This window comes from Paenibacillus sp. FSL M7-0420, from assembly GCF_038002345.1.
Lineage (GTDB): Bacteria > Bacillota > Bacilli > Paenibacillales > Paenibacillaceae > Paenibacillus_AQ.
The window spans coordinates 7,296,798-7,313,199 of the sequence record NZ_JBBOCJ010000001.1; the positions used below are offsets into that span (position 1 = coordinate 7,296,798).

Sequence of the window (16,402 nt, forward strand, 5' to 3'; positions counted from 1 at the left end):
AATTCTATCTTGGAATTTTCTTGCGTCTTTAGATGCATGGTAGAGGTAAGGAGGATTTAAGGTATGAAGCGAACTCAACCTTTGTGGATATTAGTTATTCTTTGTATAGTCGGAGTAATGCTGGCGGGTTGCGGAACGAAGGAGCCAGCTTGGGATACTTTTAACGGTGCACTTAATGAGGAAGACTTCCCCGTTCCCAAAGAGGCAAGCTCACCCGACAGAACAACTACAAACGTAGCCATGGACTATGTACGGTACTCCTTGCCGGGGTTGAAGGAGAAGAAAGGCGTGCCGGAGCCTTATCTTGCAGCCATTAAAGCATGGGGCTGGGAAGAGCAGGAACAGAAAGCAGACGATTCCGGGAGCTCCCGTGTTTTTCAGAAAGAAGGACTTGTTGTACATCTGACCGTGCATGATGACTATTTCATCGTGATGATTCCGAAGGAAAAGAAGGTCACGACCAAAGGCTTGAAGAACAGATAAAAAATCGCCGTCCGGTTATGGATGGCGATTTTTTTGAAAGATAAGAATTTATATGTTTTGGGGTCCCCGCAAAGTACCTGAGTCATCACCTACGCTAAAGCCCCACTTTGTGGGGTTATTTTGCTTGCATGCTTGGCCGCTTAAATACAGCGCTATGTATATCTGGTTGGGATTACTGGGCGTAATAGGAGGCGTCTGCCGCACCCAACTTGAGCATCCCGTCTTTGCCTACACTTTTTAACCGCAGCAGCGCATACAGACGGGGTAGCAGCAGCCACAGGTGGCATACCGCAAGCGAAACCGTAAAGGCTGGCGGAGCCCAGACGATGAAGAGTGCGGCTATACAAAGACCGATCCAGAGGTTATGCAGCTGTACGGTGCGGAAGATGCCGTAATTGATATATTGATCGGGCATGTAACCGGGCCAGGGCAGGCGCAGGGATAATCTCCAGCGCTTGGCGATAGGGTGTCCGCTAATCAGCAGCACAGAGCGTGAGATGACATACTGAATCCACAGCATGACAGGTCCGGCTATAATCATGAACAGAATACTAAGCCAGGAGAGAAAGACACTTTCGAGCACAAGGCATATAAAGGGCAGGGTGACATAGACCCGCAGCAGGAATGCTGTAATAGTAATTTTTTTGATAAGCTTGTATTGATAGAATGTAGCGGCACCTTTGGTGTTTGGTTCCATACCTGGAATTCGGACCTCCTCGCAAGTTCTCTTGTTATTATTATCGGCCTGCTCCTGCGTTTTTATTAAACAACGGACTCAGATTCACCGAATGGGCAGCGGGCGAATATATATATTTTAGGCTATGAAGGATTAGGAAAAAACTATGAAAAGGTTTAAAATGATAGAAGGTGTACCATACTGTTCTTAAAAGAGTCAAGGTGGGATGAAAATGGAACAGCAAACCGGGCAGGCCTGCATTATCTGCGGGCAGGAAAAGGAAGAAGGCATTGTGATTGTCGCGCATTTCATCTGTGAGGACTGTGAGAGTGAGATGGTGCGTACGGAGGCTGAGGATGTGAAGTACAACTTTTTCATTAACCGGATGAAGAAGATCAATCTGCGTATGCATGCTTAATGCACGAATTGCAGTACCTGTAACAAGCAACATATAAAGAGCGGGCGGTGAATCTGTGTCGCGTTGGCTGCAAATACAAGGTTCCTCTTAACGGCTTCTCCGCCCTGACCGGGTGAGGGGAGCCGTTTTATTGCGTGCAATCCTTTGCGGAAGTGATAGGCGTGTGGGTGTATTTGCGTTAAAATAGAAGGTAACCCCCAGGGGAGGAAGAATCTATGGACAAGCTACAGCCTGGCAGGGCACCTGTATACGAAATGCTGGAACAATATAGACATAAGGGTAATATATCTTATCATGTGCCGGGTCACAAGAACGGGGAGGCTTACCGGAGTGCTGTAAGTGCAGAGAGTGCAGGATATCTCACGGAAGTGATGCGTTACGATGTGACGGAGATTACCGGAACGGATGACCTTCATCATCCGGAAGGGGTAATAAGGGAAGCCCAGGAGCTGGCAGCCGATTGTTACGGCGCGGAGGAGAGTTATATGCTGGTGGGCGGCAGTACCGCAGGGAATCTGGCTCTCATTCTGACGGTCTGTTCTGCGCCCGGAAGTCTGCTTATTCTGCAGCGCAACGTCCACAAGTCCGTGATCCATGGACTGATGCTGGCGGGAGCGCTTGCAGTTTTCCTGGAGCCGCAGATCGACCCGGGCAGCGGCCTTGCGGTGGCTCCGTCTGCTGAGACGGTGCAGGCGGCACTGGCCGCTTACCCGGAGGCTGCCGGGGTTCTGGTTACCATGCCGAATTACTACGGCATGGGCAGTGACCTAGCGCCCCTCGCGCAGGCCTGTCATGCTTGCTGCGTGCCGCTGCTGGTGGATGAGGCGCACGGGGCGCATTACGGGCAGCACCCCGCGCTTCCGGCGGGGGCGCTTGCCCAGGGCGCGGACGGCGTGGTGCAGTCCACGCACAAGATGCTGACGGCGCTGACGATGGGCGCCATGCTGCATGTGCAAGGGCCATGGCTGGACCGCGCGCTGCTGCGGCAGCGCCTGGCCATGGTGCAGAGCTCCAGCCCATCCTACCCCGTGATGGCTTCGCTCGATCTGGCCCGGCGCCTGCTGCACAGCCAGGGCGTCGGTGCCTTCACGGCGGGGCTCGCCGCCGTGGATGTCCTGCGGCGCGGCCTGGCGGCGCTGCCGCGCTTCGGGCTGCTGCAGCCGGGCTCGCCGCAGCAGCCTGTCTGCGGCGGGGCGGGCGCCGCAGGAGTGAGTACGCTGCCGCTGCGCGGGGCGGCGTACGTGACCCAGGACCCCTTCAAGGCGGTCATATATGACGCCGCGGGGGTCCTGGGGGGCTTCGAGCTGCAGCGCAGGCTCGAAGAGAGGGGAATCGTGCCGGAGATGAGCGACGACCGGCACGTGGTTCTGGCCTTCAGCCTCGGCTCGAAGGCTGAAGAGGCAGCGGAGCTGCTGACAGCGCTGCAGGACATTGCAGCGCAGACCTCCTTGGCAGCGCAGCAGACCGGCGGGAGCGCAGCCCCCTCAGACCTTGATCTTACCGCTGGCCTTGATTTTGTCGCTGGCCTCGATCTTACCTCTGGTTCTGGTCCTGATTCTGATCCTGACCGATTTCCCGGACCAGGATCGGCTCCCGGTTGTGATCGGGCTTCCGGCCCCAGCCAGCCTGCTTACTCAGACACTGCCGCAGCTCCCGCTCCCCAAGGCGGAGAATCCTTCTCCAGCGCACGGACCGCAGCCCAGGCAGCGTCATATAATAGCAGAGCAGGGGACTCAACCTTCTCCGGTGATATTTCCACGTGGAACAATTTCGACATTCCGGCAGTATCGGCTCCGGTCGCGTTCTCGATCCGGCCGGTGGCTGCCGGGGAGACAGAGAGTATAGAGCTTGAGGCAAGCGCGGGCAGGATTGCGGCAGAGATGGTTATTCCCTATCCGCCAGGCATCCCGCTCTTATATCCCGGAGAGAGCATTACAGCGTCTGTCTGTGACAGGCTGATCCGTCTGAGAATAGGCGGGGCGAAATTTCAGGCCTGTGCTGATCCGGCCTTACAGCATATTAGGGTATACAACATTCAGAAGGGCGGAGAAGCATAAGTGAAGCGAGAAGGATTCTTCATTACACTGGAGGGAGGCGACGGCTCCGGTAAAACAACCGTACTCGGCAGGGTGGCAGCTTATCTGCAGAACCATTCCATGCCCTATTTAATCACCCGCGAACCGGGAGGGATAGAGATCGCCGAGAAGATCCGTTCTATTATTCTCGACCCGGCACATACGGCTATGGATGCCCGGACAGAGGCACTCCTGTATGCGGCGGCAAGAAGCCAGCATCTGGCGGAGGTAGTCGAGCCTGCCTTGCAGGAGGGAATTACCGTGCTCTGCGACCGTTTTGTAGACAGCAGTCTGGTCTATCAAGGGTACGCCAGAGGGCTGGGCATCGAAGAGGTGTGGGGGATTAACCGGTTTGCGACCGGCGGGAGAATGCCCGATCTTACCTTTTACCTGGATGTAGATCCTGAGGTGGGCCTGTCGCGGATTGCCGCCAACCAGAACCGGGAAGTGAACCGGCTGGATCTGGAGAGCCTGGAGTTTCATCAGAAGGTGCGGGCGGGCTATGAGCTGGTAACCAGCTCTGATCCGCAGCGGATTGTGGTGCTTGATGCGGGTCGTCCCATCCATATGGTGGAGCAGGATATTGTACGTGTACTGAAGGACAGGATATTAAAGGATTTCTGAGGTGTTTTGTCAAATAAACAATAGAGGTATAATGATTGAACAGGGCTTCTCCGCAGATTGAATCGATGTTGTGCGGAAAGCCTGTGAACATAACTAATAGGAGGGGATACGAAGATGAATTTGATCATTGCAATTATCCAGGATAAAGACAGCAACCGGCTATCCAGTGAACTGGTGAAGGCGAACTTCCGTGCCACCAAGCTGGCCAGTACAGGCGGATTTCTCCGTGCGGGTAACACTACCTTTTTGATTGGGGTAGATGATATTCAGGTGGATGCCGTACTCAGTGTAATCCGTAACAGCTGCAAAGTGCGTGAGCAATTGGTCACTCCTGTAACGCCGATGAGCGGCACGACAGATTCCTATTTGCCGCTTCCTGTTGAAGTGCAGGTGGGCGGAGCTACCGTATTCGTACTTCCCGTCGATCGTTTCGAGCATTATTGAGCATAATGAAGATCAACCCGGGCTACAGGCCCTTAAAAAGCGAAATGCTGACCACGGAGGCTGAGAGGCGTCCGGTCCAGCAAAAAAACTTCAACGATGTATTTCAACAGCAAAGCCAGCAGAAAACTATAGATGAGTTGAACCGTCAGATCAAAGATATCCAGCTGCAAGGCGACCGGCTCTCCAAATCCATGACTGTGCGTGAGCTATCCATCTACCGGAACCTGATCAAACGGTTTCTGGAGGAGACGGCCCGCCGCGGAGTGATCCTGAAGGACACCAAAGGCTGGGACCGGCGGGGCCGTGGCAAACGCTACAAGCTGCTCGAAGAGGTTGATGCCGCTCTGCTGAATATGGCTGATGATCTGCTGGACAGCGAGCAGGGCCGGATCGATCTCCTGGGACGGGTTGGAGAGATCCGCGGGCTGCTGATTAACCTTTCTTTCTGACAACTTGGAGGAACCTATGTCTTTTCATGAACTATTAGGCCAGGAGGACGCCAAGCGGCTGCTTCAGAATGCCTTACGCAAGGATGCGGTCAGCCATGCCTATCTGTTCACGGGTCCGGCAGGCAGCGGGCAGGTGAAGATGGCTTTGACGTTCGCCCAGGCGATATTCTGTACCGCCAGCAAAGATGATGCCTGCGGAGAGTGCCTGGAATGCCGCAAGGTGGAGCATGGCAATCATCCTGATCTAACCCTGCTGCGTCCCGACGGGGCCAGTATTAAGATCGACCAGATTCGTGAGCTTCAGCGTGTTTTTTCCTACCGCTCGGAAGGGATTAACCCGAAGGTTTATATTATAGAAGGAGCGGACAAAATGACGGTGCAAGCCGCCAATAGTCTGCTGAAATTTCTGGAGGAGCCGCCTGCCCCGGCGGTTGGTATTCTGATTTCGGATAACAGCAGTTCCCTGCTTCCGACGATCCAGTCCAGAACCCAGCGCATTCCGTTTAGCCCGCTGCATCCGGATATTATGCTGCAGGCGTTGTCCGGAGAAGGGGTTCCGGTGCCGCTTGCACGGTGCGCGGTATCACTGACGGCCGGTCTTGACGGCTGCAGGGAACTTTTGGCACAGAATTGGTTTGCAGAAATGAGAAATCTAGTGTTACAATTAGCGAAGGAGTCTCTGGGCAAGGGCAGCACTGCGGTAGCAACCGCGGGTTCGAAGCTGTTCAAGACCGGACTTGGTGAACATTTGGACACTCTATTCAGCATGTTCCACTTATGGTTCAAAGATATGCTCTACTTCCTGTACCGAAAGCACGAAAGTATCGTTTTCATAGATCAGTTAGACTTTATTTCGAGGGCTGCCCGTCAGAGGAGTACGCAGCAGTGGGTGGCTTATATGGAATATGCGGCGGAGAGCAAGCGGAAGCTGCGTTCCAATGCCAATGCCCAGCTGTGTCTGGAGCAGTTTTTAATCCGGCTGGAAAGCTAGAGGCTCGGGTTATTTATAATAGATCCTCCGGGATATAATCCTCAGCACCTGGAAAGACCGGGTATAGCGGACGAGGAAGGACAAGCATGGATCATCAGGGAAGCAGTCTTGCTTAAGGGTTCCTTTACCGTCAAACAAGGGGGTTAATTTTTGTACAGCGTAGTAGGTGTCCGCTTCAAAAAAGCGGGTAAAATATATTATTTTGATCCGCTTGATTTCCCGATTGAACGCGATCAATGCGTGATTGTCGAGACTGCAAGAGGGGTCGAATACGGTAAGGTTGTCGTTGGCAAAAAAGAGGTGCAGGAAGCTGACGTTGTACTGCCGCTTAAGAAAGTCATGCGCATTGCCGGTGAAACCGACGCGCGCGTGGTGGAAGAGAACAAAGGTGCAGCTAAGGACGCTTTTACCACCTGTTTAAATAAAATCCGCGATCATGGCCTCAAAATGAAGCTGGTGGATGTGGAGTTTACGTTTGACCGTAACAAGATTATTTTCTATTTCACGGCCGAGGGCCGCGTGGATTTCCGCGAGCTGGTGAAGGACCTGGCCAGTATTTTCCGTACCCGCATTGAGCTCCGGCAGATTGGTGTGCGTGATGAAGCCAAGATGCTGGGTGGATTAGGCCCATGCGGACGGGTGCTCTGCTGCTCCTCCTGGCTTGGCGATTTCGAGCCGGTGTCCATCAAGATGGCGAAGGATCAGAATCTGTCGCTTAACCCGACCAAGATCTCGGGATTATGCGGACGGCTGATGTGTTGTCTGAAGTTTGAGCATGATAATTATGAGAGCACGAAGGAAGAAATGCCGGCTGTAGGCAAAATGGTCGTTACTTCACTGGGTGACGGCAAGGTAGTCGGTATCAATGCCGGCAGCCGCACGGTTCATGTGCAGCTGTTTGAAGTGGGCAAAGTTAAAGAACTTCCAATGGATGATGTTGTCGTCAAGTAAACCATTATAAGGTTACTTTCGGGGTGGAAACTTGGAGAAGAAAAATATATTTGCACACATGCAGGAGATGGAAGCGCAGATGGATGAAATGCGCACCACTCTGGGCGATTGGAAGCAGACGGTCAAAGAGCTGATGGAAGCGAATCAGAAGCTGAGTCTGGAGAACGAGCAACTTCGTATCATATTGAAAAGGGAAGCGCCTGTAGATAAGGCCGCACTGTCTGCGGAGGCGGAGGCTATACTTGCTGCCGAAGGGAAAGAGGAGGTTGTCGGGGAAGGCTACGATAATCTGGCCCGGCTGTATCACGAAGGCTTCCACATCTGTAATGTCTACTTTGGGCATTTGCGGACGGAAGGCGATTGTCTATTCTGCCTTTCTTTTCTTAATAAATGAGGATATCCAGCCGTAGGAGATTGTCGCCTACGGTTTTTTTGAATGTAGAGAAGGAGATTACAATGACCCATTCAATGAACAATACACCAGTACCCTTACATGAAGCAGAACGGGTCGATGACCTGCTCACCCATGATCTGAGAATTATCCAGAGTGACGAAGTGTTCAGCTTCTCGATGGATGCCGTATTGCTGGCACGGTTCGCCAGTGTACCGCCGCGTGGACGGGTGCTTGACCTGTGTACGGGTAACGGAGTAATTCCTATGCTCCTGACTACACGGACGAAGGCTTCTATTGAAGGAATCGAGATTCAGCCCCGTCTGGCAGACATGGCCCGGCGCAGTGTATCGCTTAACGGTCTGGAGGAGCGGGTACAGATTCATGAGGGCGATTTGCGGGAGCTTCATCTTACAGCGGGCTATGGCGTATACGATGCGATCACGGTGAATCCCCCTTATATGCCGCTGAACGGGAGCGATCTGAAGCTGAATTCCCATCAGGCGATGGCCCGCCATGAAATCGGTTGTACCCTGGAGGAGGTCATTCAGGCCTGTGTCCGGCTGGTCCGTACCGGAGGCAAAGTCAGCATGGTGCATAAGCCACAGCGCCTCGTGGATATTATCAGTCTGATGCGGAAGCACCGGCTGGAACCGAAGCTGATCCGCTTTGTACATCCCCGCGCCCATCTGGAAGCGAATATGGTTCTGATCGAGGCCGCGCGTGACGGGAAGCCGGAGGTGCGTTTACAACCGCCTTTAATCGTATATAATGAGGACAATCAATATTGCCCTGAGATTATGGATATTTATTATGGGAACAAAGAGGATACGAGCCAATGACCATACAATGCCAAAGCAGCTTTCAAAATAACCATGACGGAGCGAAGCCCGAAGGATGCGGATGCCTGTATCTGGTGGCTACGCCGATCGGCAATCTGGAGGATATGACTTACCGGGCAGTACGCACGCTGAAGGAATGCGATATTATCGCAGCTGAGGATACGAGACAGACGCGTAAGCTGCTGAGCCATTTTGAAATTACACCGTCCATGCTGTTCAGTTACCATGAGCATAACAAGGCCGCCAGTGGGCCGGAGCTGATACGCTATATAATAGAAGGTAAAAATCTGGCACTCGTCAGCGATGCCGGTCTGCCGGCGATTTCCGACCCTGGTGCCGATCTGGTAGCTCTGGCTGTCAGCCATCAGATTCCGGTGATTCCGGTGCCTGGAGCGAATGCCGCTTTGTCGGCTTTGATTGCCTCAGGGCTGCCTACCGCCAGCTTCACGTTCGTCGGCTTCCTGCCTAGAGAGCGCAAGGATATAAGGGCCGTTCTGGCACCTCTGCGTTCTGCCCAAGGGACGCTGCTCTTCTATGAGTCGCCGCACCGCGTGGCCAAGACCCTTGTTCATTTGCAGGAGGCCTTCGGCAACCGCCGGATTACACTGGCCCGTGAGCTGACTAAGCGGTATGAGGAGTTCCTGCGCGGAAGCATTGAGGAGTGCCTGGCCTGGCTGGAGGAGCATCCCCCGCTGGGAGAGTACGTAATTGTCCTTGAGGGAGAGAGTAAAGAGGAGGCCGAGCTGGCCGAGTCTTCCTGGTGGCGTCAGCTTAGTACCGGGGAGCATGTAGCCCATTATGAGGCTTCAGGCTTAACACGTAAGGATGCGATGAAAAAGGCAGCGTCCGACCGTGGCCTGTCCAAGCGCGATATTTATAATGAACTCCTGGAGCGGGGTTAGAACACTGCGGTGTTGTAGTTATTACAATTCCAGTAAAACCTAAAGATGGGTTTAACCATCTGATTACCCAATGAAATAAATGTATTTCGTACACTTATATGGATTGTCTTGTTCCATTTATTGATTATAGTTGTAGTTTATACATTTATATGTATAGGAAAATAAATCTTTTGGAAGAATTATGTGGATATAAGTGTTCAAAGTACACTTATAATGATCAAATGGATGTTTTAGCAATAAATAGCTGTACAGAATACAGTTATCCAAATTTCTCAAGACCATTTTTCTTATATAATGATTCTCACCTTAGGGGCGTTTGGCTTAGTGTAACGGACTGAGGTGCTCTTATCCGGGAAGAAAGTCGTCACTTGAGTGATTAACGGACCGCAAGGACCTTATCGCCTGCAATTCAGCTCCAAAACGTCTCGCAGAAAGATGATAAGGTCGCCTGAGTCCGTTACGCTGCAAAAGGTGACGTTCTCGTGGGAATAAGGTCTTTTCGGTCCGTTAGATTTTTTGGGATGATAGGGTTTCATTATCTGACACTGTACTAGTCGCTCCACATAGCAAGTTCTGGCAAAAAGAAAGTCAGCAGCCAGTAACCATCCAGCATCCAAGTCGCTAGTCATTCTATAGTAAAGCGTATCCCGCAGGGAGAGCGTTCTACGCTCATCTATGACACGGGAGCACCCGGCGCAGCCGTCATAGGCACCTGCCTATGGCGAAACCCTTCGCATGGCAAGGCCTGAGGGATGACCGCAGGGAGTCCGAAAAGGGCCGGTCCACCGCCGACCCGCGCTTCCTTCCGCGCCAGCTGCAGAGATCCCCCAAGCTTCCGGGTGTCCAGAGGGCCGGGGCCTTGGGGCCCTCCCTGTAGGGAGGGTTTGGGAGGGTACACACAAAAAAATACCTCCCGCGCGAACGGGAGGCCAAGGAGATATAAAAAGGTTAGAATTAACAATTGGATTAGTTCCTATTATACCCTATTTATTTTAGTTTGTCACAGGGGTAGGGATAGCCGAAATGCATTCATGACAAACAATTTTACCTTTGAAGTAAGTTACATTCTCAGCATTGCCGCAGAAAATGCAAGCAGGCTCGTATTTCTTAAGCATGATCCGCTCACCGTCCACGTAAATTTCGAGCGCATCTTTTTCTCCAATGCCTAGGGTGCGACGCAATTCAATTGGAATAACGACCCGTCCAAGCTCATCTACCTTACGTACAATTCCTGTTGATTTCATCATTACAATCGTTGCTCCTCTCAATGTTCAAAAGCGTCATTATTCGACATTCTTCACTGTTTTATGATATTTATAATACCAACCATTCCCAAAACAGTCAACCTTTTTTCAGGCTAATTTTAAGGAATCTTTTGAGACCACATTTATTCCGCGTTTGATCGGGCAAATCACTCTAAAAAAGCTTATGAAGATGTTTGTCGATTTGGCAGTATATGAATCGCTAATATTCGACAAAGAGCGACAATATATTATATAAAACAAGAAAAGGAGATGATTTCATGAAGCAACCGCTGTCAGAAGAGAAGGTATTTAAGGACCCGGTCCACAACTACATCCATGTACAGGACACTATTATCTGGAGATTGATCAACACGATGGAGTTCCAGCGTCTGCGGCGCATCCGGCAGCTGGGCACCTCCTATTTGACCTTTCACGGGGCGGAACACAGCCGGTTCTCCCATTCTCTGGGGGTATATGAGATTACGCGGAGGATTATTTCCCAGTTTGAACGGAGCGGCTATAAGGACTGGATGCCGGAGGAGCGACTGCTTACCCTGTGTGCGGCACTGCTGCATGATTTGGGGCATGGCCCATTTTCCCATTCTATAGAAGAAGCTTTCGAAATGGATCATGAGGACTGGACCTGCCGTATCATTCTGGAGGATACAGAGATTACGGCTATTCTGCGTGATGTGGCTGAAGATTTCCCCGGTAAAGTAGCCTCGGTTATCTCCAAAACCTATGAGCATGAAATTGTTGTCAATTTGGTGTCGGGACCGCTGGATGCGGACCGGATGGATTATCTGCTCCGGGATGCATATTATACAGGGGTGAATTATGGAACCATCGACATCGACCGGATTCTGCGGATGCTGCGCCCTTATGACGGCCGGGTGGTTGTGAAGGAATCGGGGATGCATGCGATTGAGGATTACCTGATGTCACGGTACCAGATGTACTGGCAGGTCTATTTCCACCCGGTAACCCGCAGCTCTGAGATTATTCTCAGGCAGATTCTCCGCCGGGCCAAGGAGCTGGTGCAGCAGCAGCATACCTTCCGCTTCATGATCGAGCCCTTAAGTGATCTGTTCAGCGGAGAGGTAACGGTAGGGCAGTACCTGCTGCTGGATGAAGCCTTGATGCAGACTGCCTTCATGCAGTGGACGCTGGAGGAGGATGACATCCTGAGCGACTTGTGCAGCCGGTTTATCCATCGTAAACTGTATAAATATGTGGAGATGGAGCATTTGGATTCTGACACGATTGACGAAATCCGCCGCAGCTTCGCCGGTGCGGGACTCCGGCCCGATTATGATCTGGAAATTGATTATCCCACCGATCTTCCCTATGATGTGTTCCGTCCGGGAGACGGCTTTGACAGCAAGCAGATCCTGCTTCTGGACAAGCATGACCGGCTGAGGGAAATCTCGGAGGTCTCGGATATTGTTCGCTCTATCAGTGGTATTCACCGCGGCAGATACCATCTGTATTTTCCGCAGGACAGACTGCAGAAAGCCCTTCCACAGCTGTCGCCGTCCATCGCAGAGATTTTTGCCAAATAATCAGATCATGCTTGAAATTATAGATACAACAACAGGCCGAAAGGATGTAATGTAATGCAGTTATTCGACACCCATACCCATCTGGATGCTCCACAATTCGACGAAGACCGCGAAGAGGTCATTGCCAGGGCGCTGGAAGCCGGCGTCAGCAAGATGATCAACATCGGCTTTAACCGGGATACGATACCGACCACCATGCAGCTTGCCGAGAAATATGATTATATTTATGCAGCCGTTGGCTGGCATCCCCAGGATGCCATCACGATGAAGGACGGAGACCTGGAATGGATCGCCTCCTTATGCGCTCATCCCAAGGTGGTTGCCATCGGCGAGATTGGGCTGGATTACTACTGGGATACCTCTCCTAAGGATGTGCAGCATGAAGTATTCCGCAAGCAGATCGGGCTGGCCCGTGAGCTGAAGATGCCAATCAGCATTCATAACCGTGATGCTCATGAAGATGTGATCCGTATACTCCGCGAGGAGAAGGCGGGCGAGGTTGGCGGCGTAATGCACTCCTTCTCCGGGAGCTGGGAAAGTGCCAAGATGTGTCTTGATTTGGGCTTCCATCTTTCTTTTGGAGGACCGATTACGTTCAAGAATGCCCGGGTGCCCAAAGAGGTGCTTGCCCAGACTCCGCTGGACCGGCTGCTGATCGAAACCGACTCCCCATATCTGACTCCGCACCCCTTCCGGGGCAAGCGAAATGAGACCGCTCATGTGAGGCTGGTAGCGGAGGCGGCCGCGGCAATAAAAGGGATTGAATTACAGGAATTGGCGGAAATTACGTATGCGAACGCACTGGAACGATTTGGGATACTCTGAAAACAGGAGTAAAAGCGGTGAAAAATGAAGTATAGCGGATATATTAAACTTTTATGACGGAAAAACGGCCGATTATTACAATATTTTAATCATTTTTTTACGTAAACGTGGTTGAATCGTCCTTTACAACATGTATCAAAACAGGATATCATCTTTTCAGTGCAGTGAGCTGTTGTAACTGTGACAGTCACTAATTTCATGGATCGTCTCGCTGAGTCTCCGTATGGAGAACGGGGGAACCAATAATGCGCTGCCGCATGAACGTACAGAGTACAACGCAGAATTGCCGCAGGCATTATTTGATTTCTTTACGTGGTCTTTGGGGTGAATTTGAGGGCAACCGCCGTGAGCGGGTGACCTGAGATAGGGCGTCTCTCTTATGTCCGAACCCGACAGCTAACCCCGTAAGCGCAAGTAAGAGAGGAAACCTCGTGCATAAGCATTCCGACGTATTCGACACCGGGAAGCCACGAAAGAGTCCTCTATGAGCTCTTTTTAGGCTTCTTTTGTTTTGAATAATGAGAATGCTCCCGGCATACTGTTATATAACAGATCTCCGGAGTAACTATGCCGAGCAGGCGATCCATGAGCAGGAAACGCTGAAGCAAGTGCGGGCGTATCCTGTTGCAAACTCAAACCTAGTTTCGTCAGAAGTGATACAGTCACCTTGAACTAACTTGGACGACGGGGCTATGTAAGGAGGATGGAAAGAGTGGGCGTATTCCAACCAGAGGTATCCCATGATTCGCAATCATCCAGCAGGTCTTTCGCATTACGGTTGAAGCAAGTGAATCCCCGCGTAGTTTTACTTGCCGGTGTGGCATCGATTGTTATCGCACTGTTAATACTGCTGTACGTACACGGTCAGAGCAAGAAAGAAATTACCCTAGTAATAGACGGACAGGTACAGACACTGGAGACGCGGGAAACGCTGTTCAGTGATGTGCTGGCTAAGGAACAGATTTCGCTGCAGGCGCATGATGAATTATCTATTGGCCTTAGTGATGAAATAAAAGACGGCGACCGTATCGTGATTAACACTGCGCAGAAGTTCGCTCTTACCGTAGACGGAAAGACCGAGACGTTATTTACGACCGAGGATACCATTGGTCAGGCCATCGACAAGCTGGGCTACAGCCTGGAAGGCTTAGACAAGATTTACCCTTCGCTAGAAACCGCAGTATCTGCAGACATGGAAATCAAAATTGTCCGGATTAACAAGCATGTGGTTCAACGGACAACTAATTTGCCTTTCCGGGTCATTAAGACAGCAGACCCCTCATTGACCAAGGGAACCGTAAGAGTGGCACAGGCAGGTAAGCCTGGCGTAATGGTCCAGCACATCGAGAAGATCTATCAAGATGGCGAGCTGGCATCCATGCGCATGATCGGCAAGGAAGTACAGACGGTTACCAAGGACAAAGTCATTGCCATTGGAACCAAGCCGCTTCCTAAGCCCGTCGTAGTTACTGCCAAAGTTTCCAAACCTGTAACAACCTCCAAGTCATCTAAAGCGAGCGCAAAGGCCAGCAATGTTACCAGTAAGGCTGGTGTGGATTTCGAGTACAAAAGAATGATCAAAAACGTATCCATGACCGCGTATTCGTCGCAGGAACCGGGTATTGGAACACGTACTGCCTCCGGCACACGCGTAACGGAAGGCCGCACTATTGCTGTAGATCCTAGGGTTATACCAATTGGCTGGTGGGTGTATATTGAAGGATTAGGGTTTCGCCGAGCAGAGGATACCGGCGGTGCCATCAAAGGCAACAAGGTGGATGTCTATTACGATTCACTGAGTCATGCCCGTAATTTCGGCCGCAAGTCGCGCACACTCTATGTGATCGGACCTGTGAAGCCGGAGCTGAACTAAACGTAAAGTCTTTTGCAAATTAGCGGTTAATAAGATATAGTGAGGGAAGCACTTACGAAATTTCAGAGAGCTGCCGCTCATCACTTATACATTCTTTAGCCAAAAAGAAGGGGAGCGAATCCTCTTCTTTTTGCGTTCTGGAGTAAGGAGTAAAAATATTTATGATTAAAGAGCTAATTGTGGTTGAAGGGAAAAGTGATACCGTTGCCGTTAAGCGGGCGGTTGAAGCCGATACGATTGAAACCGGGGGTTCGGCAGTGGATAGCAGGGTCATTGCCAAGATCAAGCTGGCCATGGAGCGCCGGGGTGTAATCATTCTTACCGACCCGGATCATGCTGGAGAGCGAATCCGCAAAATCGTCGCAGCCAAGGTGCCGGGCTGCAAGCATGCCTTCATCCCTGAGAAGGATGCAACGCGCAAAGGAGATATCGGAATAGAGAATGCTTCGCCTGAGGCTATCCGCCATGCGCTGGAGCATGTACATACCTCCTTCGAGGGGGCACCGCCCATCATCGGGCTGGATGAGCTTATGGCCGCAGGGCTGATGGTGCATCCCCGGGCGGCTGAGCGCAGAATGCAGCTTGGCAATCTGCTCGGTATCGGTTATTGCAATGGCAAGCAGCTGTACAAACGTCTGGCGATGTTTGGCATTACCCGCGAAGAGTTCGCGCAGGCCCTCGCCCAAATTGATCAGGGAGGCATTACTTCATGAGCGGTATCGAGAATATCTCGTCCCCAACAAGAACCAAAGCGATAATTCAGCGTTACGGATTCTCCTTCAAAAAAAGCCTGGGCCAGAACTTTCTGATCGATCAGAATATTCTGGACAAAATCGTGGATGCCGCCGGTCTGGACAGCACAGCCGGTGCGCTTGAGATTGGGCCGGGGATTGGAGCACTGACGGAACGGCTGGCGTTGACGGCCGGGGCCGTCACTGCGGTAGAGATTGACCGCAGGCTGATTCCGATTCTTAGGGATGTCCTGTCGCCTTATCCCCATGTAAAGATCCGTAATGACGATGTGCTGAAGGTGAATCTGCAGGAGCTGTTCGCTGAGGATTTCGCGGGCAGGGACCGGGTTAGTGTCGTAGCTAACCTGCCGTATTATGTGACTACACCTATCCTCATGAAGCTGCTGGAGGAGAAGCTGCCGCTGGATAATATCGTGGTCATGATCCAGAAGGAGGTTGCCGAGCGTATGGCGGCGTCTCCGGGCGGCAAGGAGTATGGCAGCCTGAGTATTGCCGTCCAGTATTACAGCGAGCCTGAGCTGGTCTGTATGGTGCCGCGTACGGTGTTCATCCCGCAGCCTAACGTGGAATCGGCTGTGATCCGGCTGAAGGTCAGAGAACGTCCTCCGGTGGAGGTAGCGGACGAGAAGCATTTCTTTGGTGTGGTTCAGGCGTCCTTTACCCAGCGGCGCAAGACGATTGCCAATAATCTTAAGGCACGCTTCTTCCCGGAAGAAGGGCGGGAGCGCCTGGAGGCGCTGCTCTCCGAAGCCGGCATTGAACCCTCGCGGCGCGGCGAGACGCTTAGCATTGAGGAGTATGCACGGCTCAGTGCGGTTCTTCTGGCCGCAGGCATCGCATAGAATACAGAAAACCCTCCCGGCGGATGAACCAACCGGGGCCTTTGCCCATAACATGGGG

Annotated in this window: 18 protein-coding genes and 1 riboswitch; of the genes, 16 read left to right on the plus strand and 2 right to left on the minus strand. The window is 51.9% G+C overall.

Annotated elements, in window-relative coordinates; genetic code table 11:
* Positions 1-63: 63 nt before the first annotated feature.
* Positions 64-483 (plus strand): hypothetical protein, encoded by a 420-nt coding sequence (locus MKX51_RS31415; protein WP_340995164.1) that lies wholly within the window; start codon positions 64-66, stop codon positions 481-483.
* A gap of 172 nt (positions 484-655) precedes the next feature.
* Here the strand turns inward: MKX51_RS31415 and MKX51_RS31420 are convergent, their stop codons facing one another.
* Entirely contained in the window at positions 656-1,180 is a 525-nt protein-coding gene (locus MKX51_RS31420) for a hypothetical protein (RefSeq protein ID WP_340945787.1), read from the minus strand.
* 211 nt (positions 1,181-1,391) lie between these two features.
* Between MKX51_RS31420 and MKX51_RS31425 the strand changes: the two genes are divergently transcribed.
* From MKX51_RS31425 to rsmI, 10 genes are all read left to right on the plus strand, one after another.
* Complete coding sequence (locus MKX51_RS31425; protein ID WP_340995166.1) at positions 1,392-1,577, plus strand: sigma factor G inhibitor Gin; 186 nt, start codon at positions 1,392-1,394, stop codon at positions 1,575-1,577.
* Between the two features lie 215 nt (positions 1,578-1,792).
* Positions 1,793-3,634 (plus strand): aminotransferase class I/II-fold pyridoxal phosphate-dependent enzyme, encoded by a 1,842-nt coding sequence (locus MKX51_RS31430; protein WP_340995168.1) that lies wholly within the window; start codon positions 1,793-1,795, stop codon positions 3,632-3,634.
* Entirely contained in the window at positions 3,635-4,276 is a 642-nt protein-coding gene (gene tmk / locus MKX51_RS31435) for a dTMP kinase (RefSeq protein ID WP_340945778.1), read from the plus strand.
* Between the two features lie 114 nt (positions 4,277-4,390).
* Positions 4,391-4,720 carry a cyclic-di-AMP receptor gene (locus MKX51_RS31440; protein ID WP_036723983.1) on the plus strand — a complete coding sequence of 110 codons (330 nt, stop codon included), beginning with the start codon at positions 4,391-4,393 and terminating at the stop codon, positions 4,718-4,720.
* Between the two features lie 5 nt (positions 4,721-4,725).
* Complete coding sequence (locus MKX51_RS31445; RefSeq protein ID WP_036723982.1) at positions 4,726-5,169, plus strand: YaaR family protein; 444 nt, start codon at positions 4,726-4,728, stop codon at positions 5,167-5,169.
* Between the two features lie 16 nt (positions 5,170-5,185).
* The gene (gene holB, locus MKX51_RS31450) at positions 5,186-6,160 is read left to right on the plus strand and encodes a DNA polymerase III subunit delta' (RefSeq protein WP_036696363.1); all 975 of its coding nucleotides are present in this window, start codon (positions 5,186-5,188) and stop codon (positions 6,158-6,160) included.
* A gap of 150 nt (positions 6,161-6,310) precedes the next feature.
* A complete protein-coding gene (locus MKX51_RS31455) occupies positions 6,311-7,111 on the plus strand; it encodes a PSP1 domain-containing protein (protein WP_036696365.1) in 801 nt (266 codons plus the stop codon).
* Between the two features lie 31 nt (positions 7,112-7,142).
* Positions 7,143-7,505, plus strand: a complete 363-nt coding sequence (gene yabA / locus MKX51_RS31460) for a DNA replication initiation control protein YabA (RefSeq protein WP_036723981.1) — start codon at positions 7,143-7,145, stop codon at positions 7,503-7,505.
* Positions 7,506-7,567: 62 nt separating this feature from the next.
* The gene (locus tag MKX51_RS31465) at positions 7,568-8,344 is read left to right on the plus strand and encodes a tRNA1(Val) (adenine(37)-N6)-methyltransferase (RefSeq protein WP_200869522.1); all 777 of its coding nucleotides are present in this window, start codon (positions 7,568-7,570) and stop codon (positions 8,342-8,344) included.
* Positions 8,341-9,246, plus strand: a complete 906-nt coding sequence (rsmI, locus tag MKX51_RS31470; protein WP_340995171.1) for a 16S rRNA (cytidine(1402)-2'-O)-methyltransferase — start codon at positions 8,341-8,343, stop codon at positions 9,244-9,246. The genes MKX51_RS31465 and rsmI overlap by 4 nt, the downstream gene beginning before the upstream one ends.
* A gap of 992 nt (positions 9,247-10,238) precedes the next feature.
* Here rsmI and MKX51_RS31475 read toward each other — a convergent pair.
* Positions 10,239-10,493: an AbrB/MazE/SpoVT family DNA-binding domain-containing protein gene (locus MKX51_RS31475; RefSeq protein ID WP_019914502.1), complete on the minus strand. Its 255-nt coding sequence runs from the start codon at positions 10,491-10,493 to the stop codon at positions 10,239-10,241.
* 275 nt (positions 10,494-10,768) lie between these two features.
* Between MKX51_RS31475 and MKX51_RS31480 the strand changes: the two genes are divergently transcribed.
* The 5 genes from MKX51_RS31480 to rsmA all read left to right on the plus strand — a co-directional run bounded on the left by MKX51_RS31480 (position 10,769) and on the right by rsmA (position 16,344).
* Positions 10,769-12,052: an HD domain-containing protein gene (locus MKX51_RS31480; RefSeq protein ID WP_340995173.1), complete on the plus strand. Its 1,284-nt coding sequence runs from the start codon at positions 10,769-10,771 to the stop codon at positions 12,050-12,052.
* A gap of 54 nt (positions 12,053-12,106) precedes the next feature.
* A complete protein-coding gene (locus tag MKX51_RS31485; RefSeq protein WP_036723976.1) occupies positions 12,107-12,877 on the plus strand; it encodes a TatD family hydrolase in 771 nt (256 codons plus the stop codon).
* A gap of 199 nt (positions 12,878-13,076) precedes the next feature.
* Positions 13,077-13,303, plus strand: a riboswitch (cyclic di-AMP (ydaO/yuaA leader).
* A gap of 286 nt (positions 13,304-13,589) precedes the next feature.
* The gene (locus MKX51_RS31490; RefSeq protein WP_340945769.1) at positions 13,590-14,750 is read left to right on the plus strand and encodes a 3D domain-containing protein; all 1,161 of its coding nucleotides are present in this window, start codon (positions 13,590-13,592) and stop codon (positions 14,748-14,750) included.
* A 161-nt stretch (positions 14,751-14,911) separates the two neighbouring features.
* Positions 14,912-15,463, plus strand: a complete 552-nt coding sequence (gene rnmV / locus MKX51_RS31495) for a ribonuclease M5 (protein ID WP_036696379.1) — start codon at positions 14,912-14,914, stop codon at positions 15,461-15,463.
* Complete coding sequence (gene rsmA, locus MKX51_RS31500) at positions 15,460-16,344, plus strand: 16S rRNA (adenine(1518)-N(6)/adenine(1519)-N(6))-dimethyltransferase RsmA (protein ID WP_340945768.1); 885 nt, start codon at positions 15,460-15,462, stop codon at positions 16,342-16,344. The genes rnmV and rsmA overlap by 4 nt, the downstream gene beginning before the upstream one ends.
* Positions 16,345-16,402 lie beyond the last annotated feature (58 nt).